At 48.2% G+C, this 21,346-nt stretch carries 18 protein-coding genes and 1 riboswitch; of the genes, 16 read left to right on the top strand and 2 right to left on the bottom strand.

The genetic code is table 11. The annotated features are described in order from the left end of the window. The first annotated feature begins 138 nt into the window (after positions 1–138). A complete protein-coding gene (locus tag DESAL_RS17985) occupies positions 139–1,638 on the top strand; it encodes a sigma-54 interaction domain-containing protein (protein ID WP_015853389.1) in 1,500 nt (499 codons plus the stop codon). A gap of 96 nt (positions 1,639–1,734) precedes the next feature. Here DESAL_RS17985 and DESAL_RS17980 read toward each other — a convergent pair whose 3' ends face one another. Continuing rightward, a complete protein-coding gene (locus DESAL_RS17980) occupies positions 1,735–2,469 on the bottom strand; it encodes a sulfite exporter TauE/SafE family protein (protein ID WP_015853388.1) in 735 nt (244 codons plus the stop codon). Between the two features lie 6 nt (positions 2,470–2,475). Continuing rightward, positions 2,476–3,036, bottom strand: coding sequence for a DUF4125 family protein (locus DESAL_RS17975; protein WP_015853387.1), 561 nt, complete (start codon positions 3,034–3,036; stop codon positions 2,476–2,478). A 456-nt stretch (positions 3,037–3,492) separates the two neighbouring features. On the opposite strand from DESAL_RS17975, the gene DESAL_RS20260 reads away from it, so the two are divergent. From DESAL_RS20260 to DESAL_RS17900, 15 genes are all read left to right on the top strand, one after another. Beyond that, positions 3,493–3,636: a hypothetical protein gene (locus DESAL_RS20260; RefSeq protein WP_157046986.1), complete on the top strand. Its 144-nt coding sequence runs from the start codon at positions 3,493–3,495 to the stop codon at positions 3,634–3,636. Between the two features lie 17 nt (positions 3,637–3,653). After that, positions 3,654–5,156 carry an APC family permease gene (locus tag DESAL_RS17965; protein ID WP_015853386.1) on the top strand — a complete coding sequence of 501 codons (1,503 nt, stop codon included), beginning with the start codon at positions 3,654–3,656 and terminating at the stop codon, positions 5,154–5,156. A 210-nt stretch (positions 5,157–5,366) separates the two neighbouring features. Beyond that, positions 5,367–5,771 carry a PPC domain-containing DNA-binding protein gene (locus DESAL_RS17960; protein WP_015853385.1) on the top strand — a complete coding sequence of 135 codons (405 nt, stop codon included), beginning with the start codon at positions 5,367–5,369 and terminating at the stop codon, positions 5,769–5,771. A 12-nt stretch (positions 5,772–5,783) separates the two neighbouring features. Next, positions 5,784–6,374: an ECF transporter S component gene (locus DESAL_RS17955; RefSeq protein ID WP_015853384.1), complete on the top strand. Its 591-nt coding sequence runs from the start codon at positions 5,784–5,786 to the stop codon at positions 6,372–6,374. 11 nt (positions 6,375–6,385) lie between these two features. Next, positions 6,386–7,183 (top strand): energy-coupling factor transporter transmembrane component T family protein, encoded by a 798-nt coding sequence (locus DESAL_RS17950; RefSeq protein ID WP_015853383.1) that lies wholly within the window; start codon positions 6,386–6,388, stop codon positions 7,181–7,183. Then, a complete protein-coding gene (locus DESAL_RS17945; RefSeq protein ID WP_015853382.1) occupies positions 7,170–8,024 on the top strand; it encodes an energy-coupling factor ABC transporter ATP-binding protein in 855 nt (284 codons plus the stop codon). The genes DESAL_RS17950 and DESAL_RS17945 overlap by 14 nt, the downstream gene beginning before the upstream one ends. Beyond that, positions 8,014–8,811, top strand: coding sequence for an energy-coupling factor ABC transporter ATP-binding protein (locus DESAL_RS17940; protein ID WP_015853381.1), 798 nt, complete (start codon positions 8,014–8,016; stop codon positions 8,809–8,811). Before DESAL_RS17945 ends, DESAL_RS17940 begins: the two co-directional genes overlap by 11 nt. Positions 8,812–8,854: 43 nt before the next feature. Continuing rightward, the gene (ybaK, locus tag DESAL_RS17935; protein WP_015853380.1) at positions 8,855–9,319 is read left to right on the top strand and encodes a Cys-tRNA(Pro) deacylase; all 465 of its coding nucleotides are present in this window, start codon (positions 8,855–8,857) and stop codon (positions 9,317–9,319) included. A gap of 170 nt (positions 9,320–9,489) precedes the next feature. Further along, entirely contained in the window at positions 9,490–10,248 is a 759-nt protein-coding gene (locus tag DESAL_RS17930; protein WP_015853379.1) for an urease accessory protein UreH domain-containing protein, read from the top strand. 14 nt (positions 10,249–10,262) lie between these two features. After that, positions 10,263–10,673 carry a MarR family winged helix-turn-helix transcriptional regulator gene (locus DESAL_RS17925; protein WP_015853378.1) on the top strand — a complete coding sequence of 137 codons (411 nt, stop codon included), beginning with the start codon at positions 10,263–10,265 and terminating at the stop codon, positions 10,671–10,673. A 248-nt stretch (positions 10,674–10,921) separates the two neighbouring features. Continuing rightward, the gene (locus DESAL_RS19920; protein WP_015853377.1) at positions 10,922–13,156 is read left to right on the top strand and encodes a methyl-accepting chemotaxis protein; all 2,235 of its coding nucleotides are present in this window, start codon (positions 10,922–10,924) and stop codon (positions 13,154–13,156) included. Positions 13,157–13,423: 267 nt separating this feature from the next. Next, positions 13,424–13,578: riboswitch (cobalamin riboswitch) on the top strand. Positions 13,579–13,853: 275 nt separating this feature from the next. After that, positions 13,854–15,914, top strand: a complete 2,061-nt coding sequence (locus DESAL_RS17915; RefSeq protein WP_015853376.1) for a ribonucleoside triphosphate reductase — start codon at positions 13,854–13,856, stop codon at positions 15,912–15,914. A gap of 158 nt (positions 15,915–16,072) precedes the next feature. Further along, positions 16,073–16,303: a hypothetical protein gene (locus tag DESAL_RS17910; RefSeq protein WP_015853375.1), complete on the top strand. Its 231-nt coding sequence runs from the start codon at positions 16,073–16,075 to the stop codon at positions 16,301–16,303. Between the two features lie 171 nt (positions 16,304–16,474). Then, a complete protein-coding gene (locus DESAL_RS17905) occupies positions 16,475–18,787 on the top strand; it encodes a methyl-accepting chemotaxis protein (RefSeq protein ID WP_015853374.1) in 2,313 nt (770 codons plus the stop codon). Between the two features lie 221 nt (positions 18,788–19,008). Continuing rightward, the gene (locus DESAL_RS17900) at positions 19,009–21,324 is read left to right on the top strand and encodes a methyl-accepting chemotaxis protein (RefSeq protein ID WP_015853373.1); all 2,316 of its coding nucleotides are present in this window, start codon (positions 19,009–19,011) and stop codon (positions 21,322–21,324) included. Positions 21,325–21,346 lie beyond the last annotated feature (22 nt).

Here is a 21,346-nt window from a genome sequence, read left to right as displayed (position 1 = left end):
CACGAAAAGAAAGAAATTTTTCTTTTTTAAAAGAAATTTTGGTTTGCTAAAAAATATTTTTTTATTTATCGACCCAATCAGCAGCCGGAGATTCAAGCAAAGTCCGGCTTTACCGGGTAAAGAGAGAGGTTGTGAAAAATGTATTTTAGCAAGGACAAGTTTTTTAATGTCAGCCGCCGGAGTATGCTCACTCCTGAGATGACGGCCATCTGGGATGATCTGGGGCTTGGCGTGGCGGTTGTGAATGCAGAAGGTTACTGCGAGTATATGAATCCCATCCAGCGCAGGGCGGACGGATTTAATCGAATCCATGTGGAAGGGCAGCATATTACCAAGCTTTACGTGCCCCATGAATTGGATTGCATTCCAACTGTGGAATGTCTGCGCAAGAGTGAACCCATCCTGCGCAAAAGCTATCTCTACAAGACCACCAATAATTACCTTGCCGGTACTGTTTCCGATTTCTTTCCTCTCTATGATCAGGGGCGCAAGGACGGGGTTATTACCTTTACTCTTTGGACCGGTTCCGTACCTTTGGGCGGTAGCAATAAAAGATCTCGCAAGGCTGCATCCCGCGATAAAGATTACACCTATTATACCTTTGACTCCCTTGTCGGTGAGGATGATTCCCTGCGTGAAGTACTGGCCGAGGCCCGCACTGCTGCCAAGTCTTCTTCTCATGTCATGATCTGGGGTGAGAGCGGCACCGGTAAGGAAGTTTTTGCACAGGCCATCCACATGGAGAGTGATCGCCGCGAGAAGCCTTTCATTGCCGAGAACTGCGCAGCCATCCCTGAAAACCTGCTCGAAGCAATCCTTTTCGGTACCTCAAAAGGTGCTTACACCGATGCCCCTGACAAACCCGGTCTGTTTGAGGAAGCCAACGGCGGGACTTTGCTGCTTGATGAGCTTAATTCCATGCCTCTGGGCTTACAGGCCAAGCTTTTGCGTGTCTTGCAGGAAAAGCGTGTGCGCAGGCTCGGTTCGCAAAAGGAAATCCCCGTGGATGTGCGGGTAATCAGCATTCTTAACGAAGCACCTCTCAATGCTGTAAGTGAAGGCATTCTGCGCAGTGACCTTTTTTATCGTCTGGCTGTGGTTGGTCTTGCTATTCCTCCATTGCGGGAGCGCAAGGAAGATCTGGCTGTGCTTATCCGCTCTTTCATTGCCCGTTCGGAGCAGACAATTTCCCCCGGTTTGATCGGGGTAGAGCCGGACGTGGTGCAGATGTTTCTTGATTATGATTGGCCCGGTAACGTGCGTGAATTATTGCATGTTATTGAGGGTAGTCTGGCTTTGCTGGGCAGTCGCACTTCCATTGGCGTGGATAATCTGCCCCGTCATTTTCGTGAAGCTTGCGCGAAATCATTCATGCCAACTGCTCCGCATTCTGAAGTGGCGGCTCCGCAGCAGGTTAATGATTCTATGCTTGGAAAGAATTTTTTTGATTACAATATGATCAAGCGCAACAGCGTGGTGCCGCTCAAAAGCTGTGTGCAGCAGTATGAGACCGAGTGCATCAGGAATGTGCTTAAAGTAACGGGCGGTAATGTTGCCAAGGCCGCCCGGATTATGCAGATAACCGGAGCCGGTTTGCGCTACAAGATTCAGCAGCTTGGAATCGAGGACGATTATTAGGATGCCTCCGGCGGCCCTTCGGGGACCAAAGAACCCTTTTGGAAAAGGGTTCTCTGGACTCTCCTAAAAATTTTATTAGGGCTTCGCCGGGGTAATTTACAGAAAGGATCTGATTAAACAAACTACACCCGCTAAAGCGATTACGGTCATGAGCACTTTGCGGAACAGGTCCTGATTGATGTGCTTGATTACCGGAAAGGACAGCATGGTTCCGATGAGCGTAGCCGGTGCTCCGTAGATGGCGTAATCGATTACCGTGGGTGTGATCAGTCCGGCCCCGGCTTGGAGTACGCAGGTAAAGGTGGCCCTGATTACGAAGAATACGCCGAGGGTGCCGAGGAAAACGCGCGGCTGCCAGCCAACGTAGAGTCCGTAGGCTCCGATGGGCGGCCCGTCAAAGGATATGGCGGTGCCGAGCAGACTGGCCCCGAATCCGGCGGCACTGCCTCGCGACCATGATTCCGGGTGAGTTTTCTCGACCTTGAAGGTCAGCTGCCAGTACACATAGTAGATGAGCAGCGCACCAACGGCTCCTTGCAGGATGGAGCTGGAAACGAAGGTCAGGATATACAGTCCGGCAAAGGCTCCGGGAACGGACCCGACCAAAAGCGGTTTGAGTGCAGGCCAACGGCAATGACGGAAATGCATGGCAGCGATGGATCCGTCCATGATTACGTTCAGCAGGCAGGCAAGAGGCACCAGCTCCTGCATGGGAATGAACATGGCCGCTGCCGGAACAGCGACCATGGCCCCGCCGATACCGCTGACCCCGGATACAAATCCGCCGATCAGCCAGAGCAGGAATACAAGGGTGTGGGGTGAATCAAACATGAAAATTTACTTTACGGGCTTGGCTATGGATTCTTCACAATGGGTCAGGGATTCGTAACCCAGCATTCTCATAAGTATTTCGTATCTTTCGCGCACGAGGTTACCGTGTTTTTCCTGCACGGACTGGGCGTAGGCAAGATATATATCCAAGGTTTTGGGGGAATAGGTCTGCAGTTCGCTGCCGAGATATAGGCAGAATGACTGGTGACCGTCAGGATGCACTGAACGAGGGAACTGGGCGGCAACTTCTTTGCGCCACTCACTTTCCATAGATACGATTTCGGTAATTGCCGGGGAGTTGTTCTGTTTCGGGATGAGACCTTCCATGAGCGCATATTTCTCGGTCATGAGATTGCGTTTGTCGATTACGGCTTGCTCAAGGTCCGCAAGATAGGATTCAAGGTACTCATACGGGAGGACCGAGTGGGTCATATTGCGCATTATGCGAAATGATTCCGGACGTTCCTGACAAAGTGAGGTGCCGCCACGGTTGTTAACGGCAAGGAACATATCCAGTTCCAGCTTAATAATCTGTTCGATGAGTTGGGTACGTTTATCTTTGGCCATGGGGGACTCCTTAATGAAAAAAATAACGATCTTTTGGACTGCAAAGGGAGTGCCTTTTCAGCCATTTTGGATGATGAAATTGGATGTTTTCGGGTATCGTCCTGATTTGATTGATTAAGTCAATGATTCCCTCTGCGCGGGTGAGTAATCGGCTGCTTTTGAAAGTGGATTAGGAGAATTAAAGAAATTTATAAGAAAGGAAAAAAAACTTTCGAAAAATAAAAAAATATTAAATCGGTGCTATTGGTAATAATGATGATTCTAAAAAAATAACCAGTTATTTCTGAATATTAAATCGATGGTGAAGAATTTCACGAATTGGCACCCTGTTTGCTAAAATGGTGAAGCGGCTTTTGGTAGGGCTGCTGAATCAGGTTGATTGAAAGTGTACAGATATCGTTCGCTCTTTGCAAAGGAGAGGAGGGCCATGCTGCTTTAGCAGAATCATGGCGGAATGTGTCCGGTTTATGGGCTGATGGAGCAACCATCATTCGCAGACCGGAACGCGGCAGCAGGCAGTTGCCGGACAATGTTCGAGGAGGAACAACTGCCGGGGTTGGACACCTTGAATTTCAGGGGAAGTCTGCCGTGAACTCATAAAACAAAGAGATAATCTGATGTCACAAGAAAAACTGGAATTAGAAAAATCAATGTCGCCCGCTCAGGTATGGGCACTGGCACTGGGGTCAATCGTAGGTTGGGGGTGTTTTGTTCTCCCCGGTGATATGTTCCTTCCGCAGGCCGGTATTCTGGGTACCCTGATCGGCTTTGGTGTCGGCGCATTCCTTATTTGTTTCGTAGCAATCAGCTATAGCTATATGATTAAGTATGCCCCTGTTGCCGGCGGTGCTTTTGCATATGCTTATGTCGGCTTTGGACCGTCTGCGGCTTTTGTCTGCGGGTGGGCACTTGTGCTCGGGTATATAGCCATCATCGGCATTGACGTTGCCGCGCTTGCTCTAATTTTCCGTTTCCTTTTTCCAGGGGTCTTTGAGTTTGGGGCCTTGTATTCCATCGCCGGGTGGCAGGTATACACAGGCGAAGTAATTCTTATGACTTTCGCAACTTTACTTTTCGGTTGGATGAACTACCGTGGTAACAGCTTTGCGGGTAAGTTTCAGGTTATGCTGACTTTCCTGCTTACTCTCGGTATTGTTTCCCTTTTCACAGGTTCCGCTTCCCTTGAAACTGCAGAAGTCGGCAACCTGCTCCCGCTTTTTGCCGAGCACCGTTCCATGATTTCATGTGTGCTGATCATTTTTGCAATTTCCCCCTTTCTTTTTGCTGGATTTGATACTGTTCCGCAGGCTGCTGAAGAATTCACCTTCGAGCCTTCCTACGCACGTAATATCATGATCATTGCGATTCTGTGCGGTTTCGTTCTTTATGCTCTGGTTACCCTTGCTGTAGGTGTTGCCATTCCTGTTCCTGAAATGCTGGCTAAGATGGATGCCATGCGCGCTGCCGGAGGTACTGCATGGGCCACAGGTGAAGTTGCGGCTATGGCTTTCGGTAAGCTTGGTGCTGTAGTTCTGGCCTGTGCGGTTATGGGCGCGGTTTGTACCGGGATTAACGGTTTCTACATCGCTACCTCCCGTCTGTTGCTGAGTATGTCTCGCGCAGGCATCATGCCTTCCTGGTTTGGCGATATCCATCCCAAGTACCGCACACCCTACAAAGCAATCCTGTTCACCATCGCCATCGTACTGCTCACTCCTTTTGCCGGACGTTCCGTTATTGTCTGGATTGTTGATATGAGTTCCGTTGGTACCGGTATCGGTTACCTGTTCTCCTGCCTTGCTGCACGCCGCGTAATCCTCGGTTCTACCGGTGTTGACCAGCGTTCTTTGAAGCTGTTCTGCTGCGGCATGGGAACCCTTGCTTCCGTACTCTGCATCGTTTTGCTGCTTATCCCCGGATCCCCGGCTTATATCAGTGAAGCTTCCCGTTGGTGCATGGTTGTATGGGTAGCAATGGGTGTGTTCTTCTACTTCTCCAACAGAAGTGCTTGGGCTGAACTTCCCGAAGTCCAGATGCGTAGAAACGTTTTGGGTAGCGATGATATCCCTGTGTTCTACAAAGGCGCAGCTCAGGGACAGCCTCAGACTGTTTCTGAATAATTAAAATCCGGGCAGGTTTTCTGCCTTACTCAATATATAGGAACCCCGTCGGCGATGCCGGTGGGGTTTTATTATTAGCGGAGTTATAGTTTCCCTGAATGCATGTTGGATTAATATATTTCTAATTCCGATTGGAAGTATTTGAAATGGTGATGTATTTGTAACTCCTTTAAAGGAATGGTCAATCTTAATCAGGAATGGAGTTGTTGTATGGAGCCATTGGCGATCAGATTCAAGCCGGGGCAGGATATCCTGCTTGAACTGGAACGTATTGCGCAGGAACGGGAAATTGAAGCCGCATGTGTGCTGACCTGTGTGGGCAGTCTGACCAATGCCGTCCTGCGTTTTGCTAATCAGGGAGAAAGCACGGAACTCAACGGGCATTTTGAGATAGTATCCCTGACCGGGGTGCTTTCCCGGCATGGCTCCCATTTTCATATCGCCATATCCGACGGGGAAGGCAAAACCATCGGTGCGCATCTGATGGAGGGAAGCAGAGTCTACACCACCGCTGAAATAGTGCTGGCACTCTTTCCGGAATATTCCTTTCTGAGAAGTTTCGACCCCCAGACCGGTTATCCGGAACTGGAAATCAAATCACAAACCAGCAAGTAAGGAGTGAGTGGGATGGGTGTTAGCGAGCAGATTAAAAAGGATTTTACAACATTTACTTGGGTTCTGATTGCAGTTGCAATCGTCATCAACATTGCTGTAGGTCAGCTTGTCTCTTTGCTTAAGCTGCCGATTTTTCTTGATTCCATCGGGACCGTTATGGTGGGTGTGCTCGCCGGACCATGGGCAGGCGGACTTGCCGGACTTATCACCAACCTGATCTGGGGTGTTATTTCTTCCCCCGTGGCCGCCGCTTTTGCCCCGGTAGCAATGGTTATCGGTATCGCTGCCGGTGTCTGCGCCCGTATGGGTATGTTTAAAACATGGTGGACCGCCATTATCGCCGGTCTGATCATTACTGTTTTCAACTCTGTTGTTGCCGTGCCCATTCGCCTCTACATGTTCGGCGGTATTACCGGAAGCGGTGCTGATTTTGCCATGGCTTACCTGCTTGCATTGGGCCGTGATCTGTTCGGTTCTGTTGTTGTGACCGTGTTCACTACCAATGTTATCGACAAGGTTGCCACTGCCGTGCTGGTCTGGGGAATTGTGAAGAGCCTTCCCGCAAGAACAGCTGCACGTTTTCCTGCGCTGGCAAAGGCATAAGGGAAAAGTCTTTGTCGAATGAAAGTACTTCCCTTTTCAATGAGGGAGAATCCTATATCCATTCCGTCCACCCCCTGAGCAAGCTTGCATTTGTGCTGCTCACGGGGGGGGCGGTTTATTGTGCTCCGGGCGGTCCTTGGCCTGATGCGGTGTTGCTGCTTTTGAATGTGGTACTGTCATTTATGGCCGGAGTCGCGGGTCGGGTCTGGAAATTTGTCTGGCGTACCCTGCTGCCCATAGCCCTGTTTATGATTCCGATTCATGGGCTGCTTTATCCCGGTAACAGCAGTGTCTTGGTTTCATATCACGGAATTTCTGTTTACTCCGAAGGGTTGGCCTTCGCTGCAACTATCCTGCTGCAATTGGCTACAGTTCTAACCGCCTCGTTAATTTTTGTTTTCAATACTGATCCGGCGGATTTGATCACTTCTTTGATTCAGTCCGGTTTGCCGTCATCACTTGCCTATGTCTGCGGTAGCCCTTTGCTCATGCTCCCGGCTATGCGGGCACGGGTGAAGACTATTCAAGATGCGCAAAGGGCGCGCGGTCTTGATTCTGAAGGGAGTTTTCTAAACAGGGCGCGTTCTATTGCACCATTGATTTCCCCCCTGATTCTTGGTGCTTTTGCCGAGATTGAACAACGGGCCATTGCCCTTGAATTGCGTGGATTCAGCGCAAAGGGAGCGCGAACCTCCATACGGGTGGTAGCTGATTCCTCGGCGCAACGGATTGTCAGACGTTTGATGTTGCTGCTCTGCGTGTTGCTCCTGATCTATAAAACAGTGCTTTATCGTTATGTCGCATATTGAGATTAAAAATTTTACTTACAGCTACGCTTCATCGGCTTCTCCTGTCTTGCATGATCTGAATCTGAAAATCGGCTCAGGGGAGTTCGTAGCCTTGATCGGAGCCAACAACAGCGGCAAATCAACGCTTTGCACCGCCCTGTGCGGAGCCGTCCCTCAGCTTTATCATGGTAAGTTTGAAGGCAATGTGCGTGTTTGCGATAAAGATACTTCTGACACTCCCTTGGCAGAATTGTCCCAATTCGTGGCCTTAGTCATGCAGCATCCCGAACGGCAGCTTTCGGGTATTCGCTTTACTGTTGCCGAGGAAGTCGGTTTCAGCCTTGAAAATCGGGGTGTGGATCGTGATGAGATTATAGAGCGCGTTGATAAAGCATTGGGTTTGACGGGGCTTTCAAATCTTGCCGAACGTTCTCCGCATCATCTTTCCGGAGGACAATTGCAGAAAGTCGCTCTTGCTTCAGCTCTCGCCTGCGATACACCTGTTCTTGTTCTTGATGAACCGACCACCTTTCTTGATCCCTTGGCTGCGCGACAGGTCTTTGAGATTTTGGACGGCTTGCGCAGTAAGGGGAAAACCATAGTCCTCGCCGAGCAGCGTTTGGAAAGTATCGCTGTTTATGCCGATCGGGTTATAGCCATGCACGAGGGTAGGGTCGTTCTGGACGGGCCGCCTGCCGAGGTTCTTGTTTCTCCGTTGCTCAAGGGAATCGGTTTAGAATGGACCCGTTTCAGCAAGGTTTCTGAACTGGCCCGGAAGCGTTCATGTTGGGCAGAAGGGCGGGCGCTGGCAACGACCTTCGCTGAAGTTGTTGAAGGTCTGGAGGTTCGTGATGACAATTGAGGTAACGAATCTTTCTTTCAGTTACGAGTCCGGTGTTGAGGCCCTTAAAGATATTTCGCTAACTCTGAATCAGGGCGAAACCGTAGCATTGCTTGGTCATAACGGCTCCGGTAAAAGCACACTGGTGCGTCATTTCAATGGACTTCTGCATCCAACCAGCGGCAGTGTAAAAGTGAATGGCATTTTAACAGTTGATGAGAAAGTTTCCCGGCTGGCGGGAATGGTCGCCATGCTTTTCCAGAATCCCGATGATCAGATCTGCAAGCCAACAGTATGGGACGAAATCACTTTCGGGCCGAAATACTTAGGTTATGAGACTGAGCGTATTAAAGAACTGGGCGATAAATTTTTGTCTTCACTGGGGCTACAGGAATTGAAGGATTGTAATCCGCATGATCTTGGTTTCAGTGAACGAAAACGTCTGGTCATGGGCTCGGTTCTGGCAATGGATACGGAAATAGTGGTTTTTGATGAACCCACTGCCGGACTTGATCCGCGTGAAATTTCGATGCTTGAGAGCGAAATACGAAGGCTCAGGGAGTCAGGACGGACAGTAGTGATCATCAGTCATGATATGGATTTTGTGGTTGAAAATTGTTCAAGGGCCATTTGCCTTGAGAATGGAAGGAAACAGTTCGACGGCAAGGTTGCAGACCTGTTTATGAATAATGATTTGCTTGATCGTTGCGGGCTGTTACCTCCACAGGTTGTGCAGTTGAGTAACCATTATGGTTTGCAATTGGATGAAATCTCCCCGCAGGGTTTCATGGACAAAATGCTGGTCTAAGCTGTCTTGCCAAGCCTTACCCTCCTTGTGTAGAAAGCCCCCTATGACACCTGCAATTAATATAGCTAAGAAAAATAAAATAAAGTTTAAAGTCCACGAATATGAACATGATCCTTCTGCCGAGGCTTACGGCAAGGAAGCAGCGGAAAAGCTGGGCGTTGATCCTGAACGGGTTTTCAAGACGCTGGTAGCCGGAAGTGGGAAAGATCTTTTTGTCGCAGTAGTTCCGGTTATGAAAATGCTCGATCTGAAATCGCTCGCAAAGGCCGTGAAGGTTAAGAAAATAGCTATGGCTGACGTAAAGCTGGTTGAACGGACTACCGGATATGTGGTTGGCGGGGTAAGTCCGCTGGGTCAGAAAAAGCTTTTGCCCACCGTAATTGATTCATCAGCAGAAGGCTTTGAAACCATCTACGTCAGTGGTGGCAAGCGCGGCTTGGATATCGAGCTTAGCCCGCATGATCTTGCTGGTTTACTGCGCGGTTCATTTGCCGAGTTAGCAAGGTAGCTTTTTAATGCTAAAAATAGTGCTTACAAGCCCGTCCGGTTAAATTCGGACGGGCCTTTTTTTTGTGGGGTTTTTATTTCGACGGACAAATAGTTTGACAATCAAATTAAGTTGGAGATAAGTAGCTTGAAACGAGTTTAATTTGATCATCAAACTATATGGAGTTCAAAGTGGATTTTGATTCAATTTTTCTAGTTGCCATGCAGTCCAGTCTGTTTTTGGGCCTCATTCACGGGATCAACCCTTGCGGTCATTCATGGCTGGTGCTGGCTCCTTTTGTTTACGGAGAGAAGAATGGCAAGCGGGTCTTCTCATTGACCAGTGCGTTTATTTTGGGGACGACTCTCGCCTGTCTCGGTATCGGGCTTACTCTGGGGTCTATATCCTTGACCATCCCTGACTCGCTGACATACATCGTGGACATCATAACCGTGGTGATTCTGGTGATTCTGGGGGCAATCCTGATTATCAAGCCGGAACTGCTGCATAGCCATGACCATGACCACGATCATGATCACGGGGAACATGGCCATCATGACCACCATGACCATGACCATCACCACGACCATGATCACAGTCATTCCCATCACAGTTGCGGATGTTCATGCAGTCACGGAAAAACAGCCTTAAGAAGCGTTACCTTTTGGGGACTTTTTTCCATCGGGTTTGTGAATATGATTGTGCCGTGCCCTACTGTAGCAATCATGTATAAGTACGCCCTTGATTCCGGCAGTGTTTTTAAGGGAACTGCGGTGTTCGCCAGCTATGCCGTGGGAACAGGCATTGCGCTTGCGGCAGTGATCTATGCCATTTACCGGGCGGCATCATTTGTACGCACACTTGAACAGGATTGGGTGGAGCCGCTGGTAATGAGAACAGCCGGGGTGATGACCATAGCGTTCGCGGTTTACAGTTATACAACTATTTAAGATATGAGGTGGATGTGCTCGATAAGCTCAACCATGCGGTGATTGAATTTTACGAAAAGCTTTCTTCGTGGGAGCATGATGTAGTCCGTGAAAAAGGACTGACCCTGCCCCAGATGCATACTCTTGAGGTGCTTGGCATTCATAAGGCTATGCGTATGAAGGAACTGGCCCAGCGTATGGGTATAACCACCGGGACTTTGACTGTGCTGGTTGATCGCCTTGAGGATAAAGAGTTTGTCTGCCGCAAGCCGCACCAGACCGATCGCCGCTCCATCATTGTTGAACTTACCGGGAGTGGACAGGAAATGTTCAAAGAGCATGACCGCCTTCACTTACGGCTCATTGAAGAGTTAACTTCTGAATTTTCTGAAGAGGAAAAAGTGATTCTGCTCGGCTGCATTGAGAAGATGAATGGAGCTTTTTAGGAGTCGTATTTAGGTTTACGAACATTTTATGAACAATTGTGGAAAACTTTTGTGCGTAATTATGAATCCCGCAATCTTCGAGATTGCGGGATTTTTTTATCAGGACTGCTCGTATTTTGATTTTAATAACCGATTTTAGTTGAAAAGCGTTCTCATTTTCATTACTGCTGCTGAAATTGTTTTGAGTCATGTCAATTATATTCACACAATGAAAATGAGAGTCGTTTTCTATATAGAAGGGGCGGGGAATGAAATATACATTTAAATTATCGCATAAAATAGTAGCAGGAATGATGGTTTTCCTGTTTTGCGCTTTGTGTCTGGGTGGTGTTTCCATTTATACTTTGCAGGAATTGACTGAAAAAATGGAAGATCGCAATAATCTGGATGAGATAATAAGCATTGGGATGGAGGCGCAGTCTGAAGCTCTTGACTGGTTAACCCACCGTGAAGAGCTGTCCATGAAAGAAAAGGGCGCAGAGCCGGAAGTTCTACAGAATTACAGAAAGATGAGCCGGAGCATGAATGAAAGACTGGATGCTGTTGCAAGCTCTGGTGTGGATGCGCAGATGGTAGCATCTATCGCGGCTCTGAAAAGTTCGTTTAATAGCTTTGACCGTGGCTTTCAAAAGTTTCAAGGCCAGTTTAATGATGGAGTAGGGCATGTAAAAAGATTGCGTGAAATCTCCGTCGAAATTTTGGGGCAGGCCATTTCCTTGCAGAAAAGCATTGCCCGTACAGCACGGAAGCAGGATAAAAATATTACCATTTTACGAGAGCAGGTTCTTTCTCAGTATGGAGGGCAGGACTACGAGCAGCTAGCCCGTTCTCTTGCAGATTCCATGGACGGGTTGAATGAACTTACTGCTAAACAACAGGCTGCAGCCATCCTGCTTAACAAGCCTCTCGGTTTTCAGGAAATGGCGAAAGATTTCATTCTTTATAAAGATGCAGCAAGCGGATCCGGCTTGATCGTTGATATCGAAAAAGTAATGGGTATTGACCCTGATTCAAGCATGGGCGCTTCATATCCTCAATTTGCTCCTTTATTCAACAGTGGGCGCGAGGCTCGACTATTTAAATCAATTGTCTCTTTGACCGGAGAATACCTGGATATTTTCAAAGCCTACTACAACACCAGCCTTGAGATGAAGAAGTCCATGCAGTCCATGGAAGACGCAAGGGAAAAGCTCACGGAGTTGGAATCGTCCATCCGTACGGAACAGGCTGAAAGTTACAATCTGCTTCAGCAGAAGGCAGTCTATGTGGTCTCTGTTCTGGGCGGGGTTGTGGCGTTGATCGGTCTGCTGCTTATTTTGCTTAGCCGGGTGATGATTATAAAACCGCTGCGTAGGATTATCGGTGAAATTTCTATGACCAGCCGAAATCTTGAAGCTGGGAAAGGCGATCTTACTCATCGTATAGAGCAAAACGGAAACGGCGAACTGGGCGATCTTGCCGGAGCGTATAACGGGCTCATGCATGTTATTGAGGAAGATAAGAAGAAAGTTGAAGAAGCTACTGCCGTTGCAGAGCGTGAGGCTCAGTCTGCACATGAGGCTCTTGCTGGTTTGAGTGAGGCTCAGAAGGAAGCTGAAGATGCACGCAGGCAGGGAGTGCTCGATGTAGTCCGCAATCTTGAGCAGATAGTCAGCGGTCTTTCAAATGCATCAGAAGAGATCAGCACTAATGTTGAGGAGTCCAGTCAACGAGCCCGTGAACAGCAGAGCAGTCTGTCTGAATCAACCTCCGCTCTCGACCAGATGACTCACTCTATACAGGATGTGGCCCGCAGTTGTTCCGATGCTGTTGTCGGTGCCGGAGAAGCTATGGATACCGCCACTAAAGGTGCGGCAATGACCGGCAAAGCCATTAACTCCATATTCAGTGTCAGGGAACAGAGTGAGCAGCTTAAGGAAAATCTCAATGATATGAATGTACGGGTTGAGGATATCGGGCGGATTATGTCTGTAGTCAGCGATATCGCCGATCAGACCAACCTGTTGGCGCTTAATGCTGCTATTGAAGCTGCTCGCGCCGGGGATGCCGGTCGCGGTTTTGCTGTGGTGGCTGATGAAGTGCGCAAGCTTGCCGAGAAGACTATGGACGCAACCCGTGATGTTACCCTTGTGGTTGAGGCCATTCAGGAGAGTTCGCGTACCAATGTTCAATCAATGGAAGAGGCTGCGCAGTCTGTGTTGGATAGCACTCATCTTGCGGAGCAGGCTGGGGACGCGCTTGAGGAAATTGTTTCTCTTGTGGGCGGAGTGACCGGACAGGTTCGCAACATATCCGCAGCAGCGGAAGAACAGTCCGTTTCTTCCGACCAGATTAACTCATCTTCCAAGAGTATTAACCAAATGGCGCAGATGACAACCAAATCAATGGATAAAACTCGTAAGTCTGCTGAAGACCTTTCAGGTCTGGCTGCGGAGCTACGGTCACTTATTGATGGTTTGCGTGAAGAGTGCCGTACGCCTTAATTATTAAATCAGAAGAAAGCTGCTGTTGTTTTCAGGTGAAAAAATATTTCAGCCGGACAATTTTGTCCGGCTGAAATTGTGTGAAAATCAGCAGAAGATTTTGTCTCTAAATCAAGGTCTTAGATGGTTATGAACAGCGAATGAACAACTGTGGAAAACTGCTGTTCCACACGAGTTAACCCATATGGCTCTAAGGCTGGAATGGTGTTGAGTAAGAAAAAGTCTAGAGAGTCTTGACCGAATTCATCAGTCTGGTAGACTGCTTCAAGTCGTCAGCACTTCAGGAATCCGTTTCTGCTTTCTGAGCACATTGAAACTGATTAGTCGGGAACCCGGTTTGAATCCGGGGCGGTACTGCCGCTGTCAGGGAAACATTCTGTGTTACCCCGAGCCAGCACCCCGGCCTGAAGTATGCCTGCCCGGTGCTCCCGGCAAATTTATAGGTATGAATTTGTTATGTGGATGTCACTTTAGATTGGCAGGTCGTTTCAAACTGACCGGAATTTTATGTTTCTGACTTTTTTCCGGTTCCAAAAGTCCTGCAGGACGCGCCTACCGGGTCGCCTGCGTCAAAATGCACACCACCATAAGACACGGTTCAGCCGTGTGCTTGCAATCTGGGGAGGTTGCTTCCTTTTCTGCGTTCTTTTTCCGGCGCAGGCGGTGATATGTGCGGACAAATTTTACAGGTAATTAAATGCCCAAACAAATTCTCAAACGTGACGGTTGTCTCGAATCCTGGTCCACTGAGCGAATCTCAGAAGCAATTTTTAAAGCTTTGAAAGCCAGCGGAATCAAAGATCCTCTGTTGAGCAAGCGCCTTGGCCGTAAGGTTGAGGAGAAGCTCGCTGATGTTGATGTTCCTGAACAGGAAATGGTTCAGGACATGGTTCAGCTCGTTCTCATGGAGAACCGTCTTTACTCTGTAGCCGAACGCTACATCATATATCGCGAAAAACGTCGCGAACTGCGCCGTCAGGATGAAACCTACCTCGATATCGCCGGAACCATTGAAAGTTACCTTGACCGTTCCGACTGGCGTGTAAACGAAAACTCCAACATGGGCCATTCCTTTCAGGGATTGATGCTGCACATGTCCGGAGCTGTTCAGGCCCGTTACTGCCTTGAAAAGTATCCCGAGGAAATCAGACTTGCTCACGAGCATGGCTATTTCCACATTCATGATCTTTCTTTCGGTCTTGCCGGATACTGCGCGGGTTGGTCCCTGCGTGATCTGCTGCTGGACGGCTTCGGTCTCAAGGGACGTTGTTCTTCCGGTCCGGCCCGCCATTTTGATTCTATCACCGGACAGATGGTCAACTTCCTCGGTACCCTCCAGAACGAGTGGGCCGGTGCGCAGGCTTTCAACAACGTTGATACCTACCTTGCTCCCTTTGTTCGTCATGACGGTCTGGATTATGACCGTGTGAAGCAGATGGTACAGAAGCTGATTTTCAACCTGAATACCACCTCCCGTTGGGGCGGCCAGAGCCCGTTCACCAACTTTACCTTTGATATGGTTCCGCCCAAGCACATTGCTAATGAGCCGGTCATCATCGGTGGTGAATTCCAGGATACCACTTACGGTGAGTACCAAGAGGAAATGGAGATGATCAACCGTGCGTTCGTTGAAGTCATGCTTGAGGGTGACTCCGATGGCCGTATCTTCTCTTTCCCCATTCCCACCTACAACGTTACCCCGGATTTTCCGTGGGAAAGCGAAGTGGGCGAGCTGCTGCTGCAGATGACCGCCAAGTACGGCGCACCTTATTTCCAGAACTTCATCAATTCCGACCTCAACCCCGAGGACGTACGTTCCATGTGCTGCCGTCTGCAGATGGACCTGCGTGAAATCCGCAAGAAAACCGGTGGCCTGTTTGGTGCCGGAGACCTTACCGGTTCCATCGGTGTTGTTACCCTGAACCTGCCCAAGCTGGCTTACCTCGCACAGGGTGAGGAAGATTTCCTCGACCTGATCACCGAGTACGCCACTCAGGCCAAGGATTCTCTGGAGTACAAGCGCAAACTGGTTACTGCCAATTTTGAAAACGGCATGTTCCCCTTCTCTCAGCGTTACCTGAAGAACGGTTTCAAAGGCCATTTCTCCACCATCGGTCTGATCGGCGGTAACGAAGCCTGCCACAACCTGCTGGGTAAAGGCATCGATACTCCCTCCGGTTCCCGTCTGATGCAGAGGGTTCTGCATCATCTGCGCGACCTGACTGTACAGTTCCAGGAAGAAACAGGTAACCTCTTCAACCTTGAAGCTACTCCGGGTGAAGGTACCTGTTACCGTCTGGCCAAGATCGATAAGAATCTCTATGCCGATATCTACACTTCCGGTGGCGATACCCCGTATTACACCAACTCCACCCTGCTGCCTGTAGGCGCTACCGAGGATGTTGTGTACGCTCTTGAGCACCAGAACGATCTGCAGACTCTGTACAACGGGGGAACAGTGTTCCATTCCTTCCTCGGTGAAGCTGTGCCGGATACCACCGCACTGAAGAACTTCATCATCAAGGCTATGACCAATACCAAGATTCCTTACATTTCGGTAACCCCGACCTTCTCTGTTTGTGAAGATCACGGCTACCTTTACGGTGAGCATTTCGAGTGCCCTGAATGCGGTAAAGATGCCGAGGTTTACACTCGTATCGTCGGTTACTACCGTCCGGTTAACCGTTGGAACAAGGGTAAGCAGGAAGAATATCGCGACAGAACTGAGTACAGCTACAGTTCATGCTCTTGTGGCTAGTTTAGCTCCGGTGCACAGACTGATAATTTTAAAGTCCGGAAAAGTAATTTTCCGGACTTTTTTCTTATGAGCCTTTATATTGTTTTATAATTGCTTGCGTTGAAAGTTGTCAGAATGTAATTTGTGTACTGACCTGAACCATTAACCGCTTATACGTTATGATATTATCAGCCAGCCAGTTACGCGCTCTGCGCCAGAGAAATGATGAGGAGCTTCGCAAAGGTAGTTATGCCAAGCACGGCTATCCTGCCAACACAATTCAGGACCTTTTACATACCATTGAGGCTTTGAAGAGTGAAAAAAAGAAGTGGAAGAAAGTAGCGCAGGAACGTGGTGAACTTCTCAATAAGATGAATGGGTTGTTGGAAGATTATAATAAGTCAAAATAAAGACGCCTGATACTATAAGGGCCCCGGACTGTTTGTGCAGTACGGGGTCTTTTTTTTGATAATTATACTGATATAATAGTTGTTTTTGCCAGTAAGTACTTACGTATTTGACTTTATTTTCTTTAAGTGTATGGGGGTTATTTGTAAATTAAAACGCTTTGGAGAATAGTTATGATTAAGTTGAATAGTATAAATAGTAGAATCTCTGTGTTGATATCCATTGTTGTGTTCGTAGCTATTGTATCTTTGGTCCTTGTGGTCAATACAATGACTAAAAATGCGGTTTACAATATACAAAAACAGAATATGGAGGTTCTAAACAATGAGCTCGGGCAGCAGATAGAAACTTTTGTTTCCGGAGCAATTGTCAACTTGAAAACTCTTTCCAAAAACAAGGAATACTACCGTGCGTTTGTAGACTCATACGCTTTGAGCAGCGCCAGCAAATCCCTTAAAGAAGCATTGGAGCAGCATGAAGGAGCCAATGCCATCGGTGTAATCGATCGCAATGGGAAGGTGGTCTACGGGTGGACCAACTCCGGGGAGAATCTTAAGGGTATGAACCTTAAAAATCGCCCCTATCTTCAAGAAATACTTGGCGGCAAGGACTATTCTGTTTCGGATTTATTTAAATATGATGGGGCAAAGGGCTATAACCTGGCATTTGCGGCCCCAATTAAAGATATGACCGGAAGAGCTTTCGGTGGAGTCTTTATAGTATATAATTGGGAAGAATATATTGATAAATTGATCGGTGATATCAGTATAGGAAAGCAGGGGTATGCTTTTATGCTGGATAGGGAAGGTCATTTTATCGCTCATAAAGATCACAGTCTTATTATGGAAGATGTTTCTTCCTACGACTTTGTGAGGAAAAGCCTGTCTGTGGATAACGGTTTTTTTGCTTACGCGTGGGAAGGGGAACAAAAAGTGCTTTCCTTTAGCAGGGTCCCTATTACCGATTGGGTTGTCTGCCTGTCTGCTTATGAATCCGACCTGACCGAGGCAGCTACCCAGCAGCGTAATATTCTTATTGGGCTGGGGCTGCTGTTGATCGTTATACTTGTTGGGCTGATTGTTTTTGTTATCCGCATGCAGGTGACCAAGCCTATGGAAAGTATCAGGGATTTTACCGGAGAGATCGCTGCCGGAAATCTGAAAGCGGAATTGAACGGGAAATTTGTTTGTGAGCTCAAGGATCTTTCCCTCAATGTTGAGCATATGGTTGATGAATTGAAACATAAGCTTGGTTTTTCAGAGGGAGTTCTTAATGGCCTTGTCCTTCCATGCTGCATTGTTGCTCCGGATGGAAAGATAGCTTGGCTTAACTCTAAGATCTGCGAACTGATTGAAAGCAGGATCAGAGTTGAAGATGCGGTTGGGATGATTGCGGGTGAGTTCTTTTTTGGTGACAGGAGCCGGAAGACTCTTTCCCAGCAGGCAATAGCTGAAGAATGCCAGATTCAGCAGGAAGCAGAATATACTACTTTTTCCGGTACTCATAAGAATATCATGGTTTCGACTACCCCGTTTTACGACATGGACGGGCAGATGCTTGGTTCTGTGGCTATCTGGTTTGATATGACGGAGATTCGCACCCAACAGCGCATGATTGAGGAAAACAATATAATGATTTCCGAAGCGGCAGCAAGTGCCACTGAGGTTTCCAATCAGGTTTCCAGTTTTGCAGAAGCTCTCGCGGCTCAGGTTGAACAGTCCAGCCGTGGTGCTGAAGAGCAGTCGGTGATGGCGAGTGAAGCTGCCACTGCCATGGATGAAATGAACTCCACTGTTCTGGAAGTTGCGCGTAATGCTTCCTCCGCAGCAGACCTTGCGCTTGAGTCTCAGAAAAAAGCCGGTGAAGGCGAACGGATGGTTGCCAATGCTGTATCGACTATTACTAAGGTGCGTGCACAGTCAGAACAATTGCAGGAAGACATGTCTGACCTTGGCAAGCAGGCCGAGGGGATCGGTAACATCATGGGAGTTATCAGCGATATTGCCGATCAGACCAACCTGCTGGCATTAAATGCTGCCATTGAAGCAGCCCGGGCCGGTGATGCCGGTCGCGGTTTTGCCGTAGTTGCTGATGAAGTTCGCAAGCTTGCAGAGAAAACCATGACAGCGACTCTTGAGGTGGGGGACTATATCTCCAACATCCAAGCCAGTGCCCGCAAAAACATTGAAAATACGGAAAAATCAACTGAAGCCATCATGGATGTTACCGACCTGATCAACCAGTCCGGTGAAGTTTTGAAGGATATCGTAGATAAGGTTTCCGAGACCAATGATCAGGTTCGCTCCATTGCAACAGCATCGGAAGAGCAGTCCGCAGCCAGTGAACAGATCAGCCGTTCAACCGGAGAGATTAATTCTATTGCGGGTGAAACTGCGCAGGCCATGAATGAGTCAGCTGAAGCGGTCAGCCGGATGTCCGGTTTGGCTAGGGAATTGGATGCTATTATCGGGCGTATGCAGAATTGATATTAGAAATACGATTACAACTGTAACATTCGTTAACCCCCATGCTGTAAATCAGTGTGGGGGTTTTTTTTTGAGACAAGAATGTTCCGCGAGCGAACTTAAGATCAATTATAAATTTATGTAACACAGACGAAAATAATATGATTTTAACATGAGAATATTAATGGTCATACCTAATTATTAATAGCGTGTGTTAATAGACAATCTTAAGGGGTTCAATAATGAAGTTTAAGAGTATCAATAGCGCTCTTGCAGTGTTGATTACTGTGATAGTGTCGATTTCCGTTATTTCGTTGGTGGTAGTAGTCAGTTCCATGACCAATTCAGCTGTTCTGGAAATTCAGGAACAGAATATGGGAGTTCTTAACAATAAAATTGTTAACGAAGTGGAGCAGTTTTTGGAACTGTCCAAAAGTGATCTTGCTGACTATGCCAGCAATGTTGAGCTGCAGGATGCTTTTACAGATGAAAGTGTCCGGGAAGGAATAATGACTCATCTTCGGCAGAAGATTGAGAACAACAGCAAGCTTGCCTCTCTCGGTGCTTTTGGTCTTGATGGAAAGATTCTTTTCGGGATCAAGGAAAACGGTCAGTCCGCTGCCGGAGCTGATTTGCGCTCCCGTAAATATGTGCAGGAAGTCTTAAACGGTAAAGCCTTCGCTATTTCCGAAATATTGAAGTCCAAGCTGGATGATCGCTTCATTGTGGTCATGGCCGTTCCGGTTCGTGACAGGCAGGGGCAGCTTCTGGGTGGTTTTTTCTCTTCAGTGGACTGGCAGGAATATGCGCAGAGTATGATCGGGGACATTTCTATTGGTGAAGACGGCTACGCATACATCCTGGATGGTGACGGGAGAATGATCGCACACAAGGTGAATCAGGATATTCTCCTTAAAGATTTTACCAGTTATCAGTTTGTGAGGGATAGCCTTGCAACTCCTAAGGGCAAGACCGAATATGAATGGGAAGGTCGGGCTAAGGTTCAGATGTTTCAGGTTGTGCCTTCCACTGGCTGGGTGGTCTGCATGTCTGCTTATGTTTCCGACTTGAGTCGTGCCGCTATCGAGGAACGCAATATCCTCATTGCCATGGGCGCTGTGATGATCTTGCTTCTTGTCGGTGTGATTGTTTTTACTATTCGTAAACTGGTAACCGGACCCATGGCTATTATTCGCGATTTTACCAGCGAGATTGCTCACGGCAATTTCAAGGCTGAATTGACCGGTAAATATGTCTGCGAACTCAAGGATCTTTCCGAGAACATTGACCACATGGTCGGGGAATTGAAAAATAAGCTCGGATTTTCCGAAGGCGTATTGAACGGTATATCCATTCCCTGCATTGTTGCTGATGCTGACGAAAAAGCCCTTTTCTTGAATCAGGACATGTTGGATCTGGTAGGTAAGAGGGGTAAACCTCAGGATTATCTGGGCCTGACTGTCGGAGATATTGTGTATAGCGAATCCAGCAGGCCCACTACTGCCGGTCAGGTTATGGCTGACAATGCTGCGCGGAGAAATATTGAAGCTGAACTCCCTGTTGAGGGCGGCGGAACTAGTAATGTGCTGGTGAACGCTTCTCCTCTTTTTGATCTGGACGGGAAGATGCTCGGTGCTTTTATCATGATTACCGATATGACTGAGATCAAGCAGCAGCAGAAGCGTATCGAAGAGAACAATATTATGATTTCAGAGGCCGCAGCCAATGCGACTGAAGTCTCCAATCAGGTTTCCAGCTTTTCCGAAGCTCTGGCTGCACAGGTTGAGCAATCCAGCCGAGGTGCTGAGGAACAGTCGGTCATGGCCAGCGAAGCCGCGACAGCTATGGATGAGATGAATTCTACTGTTTTTGAAGTTGCGCGCAATGCTTCCACTGCCGCAGAGCTTGCTGATGCATCTCAGAAGAAGGCCGGTGAAGGTGAGCAAAAAGTTGTGCAGGCGGTCGAGACCATCTCTCTTGTTCGGGCTCAGTCCGATCAGATGCAGAAAGATATGGCTGATCTTGGGCAGCAGGCAGACGGTATCGGTAATATTATGGGTGTGATTAGTGACATTGCTGATCAGACCAACCTGTTGGCGCTTAATGCTGCTATTGAGGCTGCCCGTGCCGGGGATGCCGGACGCGGGTTTGCCGTGGTTGCCGATGAGGTCCGCAAGCTTGCTGAGAGCACCATGAATGCCACCAGCGAAGTTGGAGAATATATCGGTCGAATTCAGGAAAGTGCTAAAACCAACATTGCCAATACTGAAAAGTCTACTCAGGCTATCGGCGAAGTCACTGAATTGGTGAACCAGTCAGGTGAAATCCTTAAGGAGATAGTTGAGAAGGTTTCCGAGACCGCCGATCAGGTTCGTTCCATTGCAACTGCTTCGGAAGAGCAGTCTGCTGCGAGTGAGCAGATCAGTCGCTCTACCGGACAGATCAATACTATTGCCGGAGAAACTGCACAGGCCATGAATGAATCAGCTGAAGCTGTAAGCCGCATGTCCGAGCTGGCAAGGGAACTGGATGGAATTATTGCCCGTATGCAGCAGTAAACAGCATACAACTTAAGAAATG

It is taken from the genome of Maridesulfovibrio salexigens DSM 2638 (genome assembly GCF_000023445.1).
Lineage (GTDB): Bacteria > Desulfobacterota > Desulfovibrionia > Desulfovibrionales > Desulfovibrionaceae > Maridesulfovibrio > Maridesulfovibrio salexigens.
Note: the sequence above shows the minus strand (reverse complement) of the source record. Positions and strands in the feature narration are given on the sequence as shown.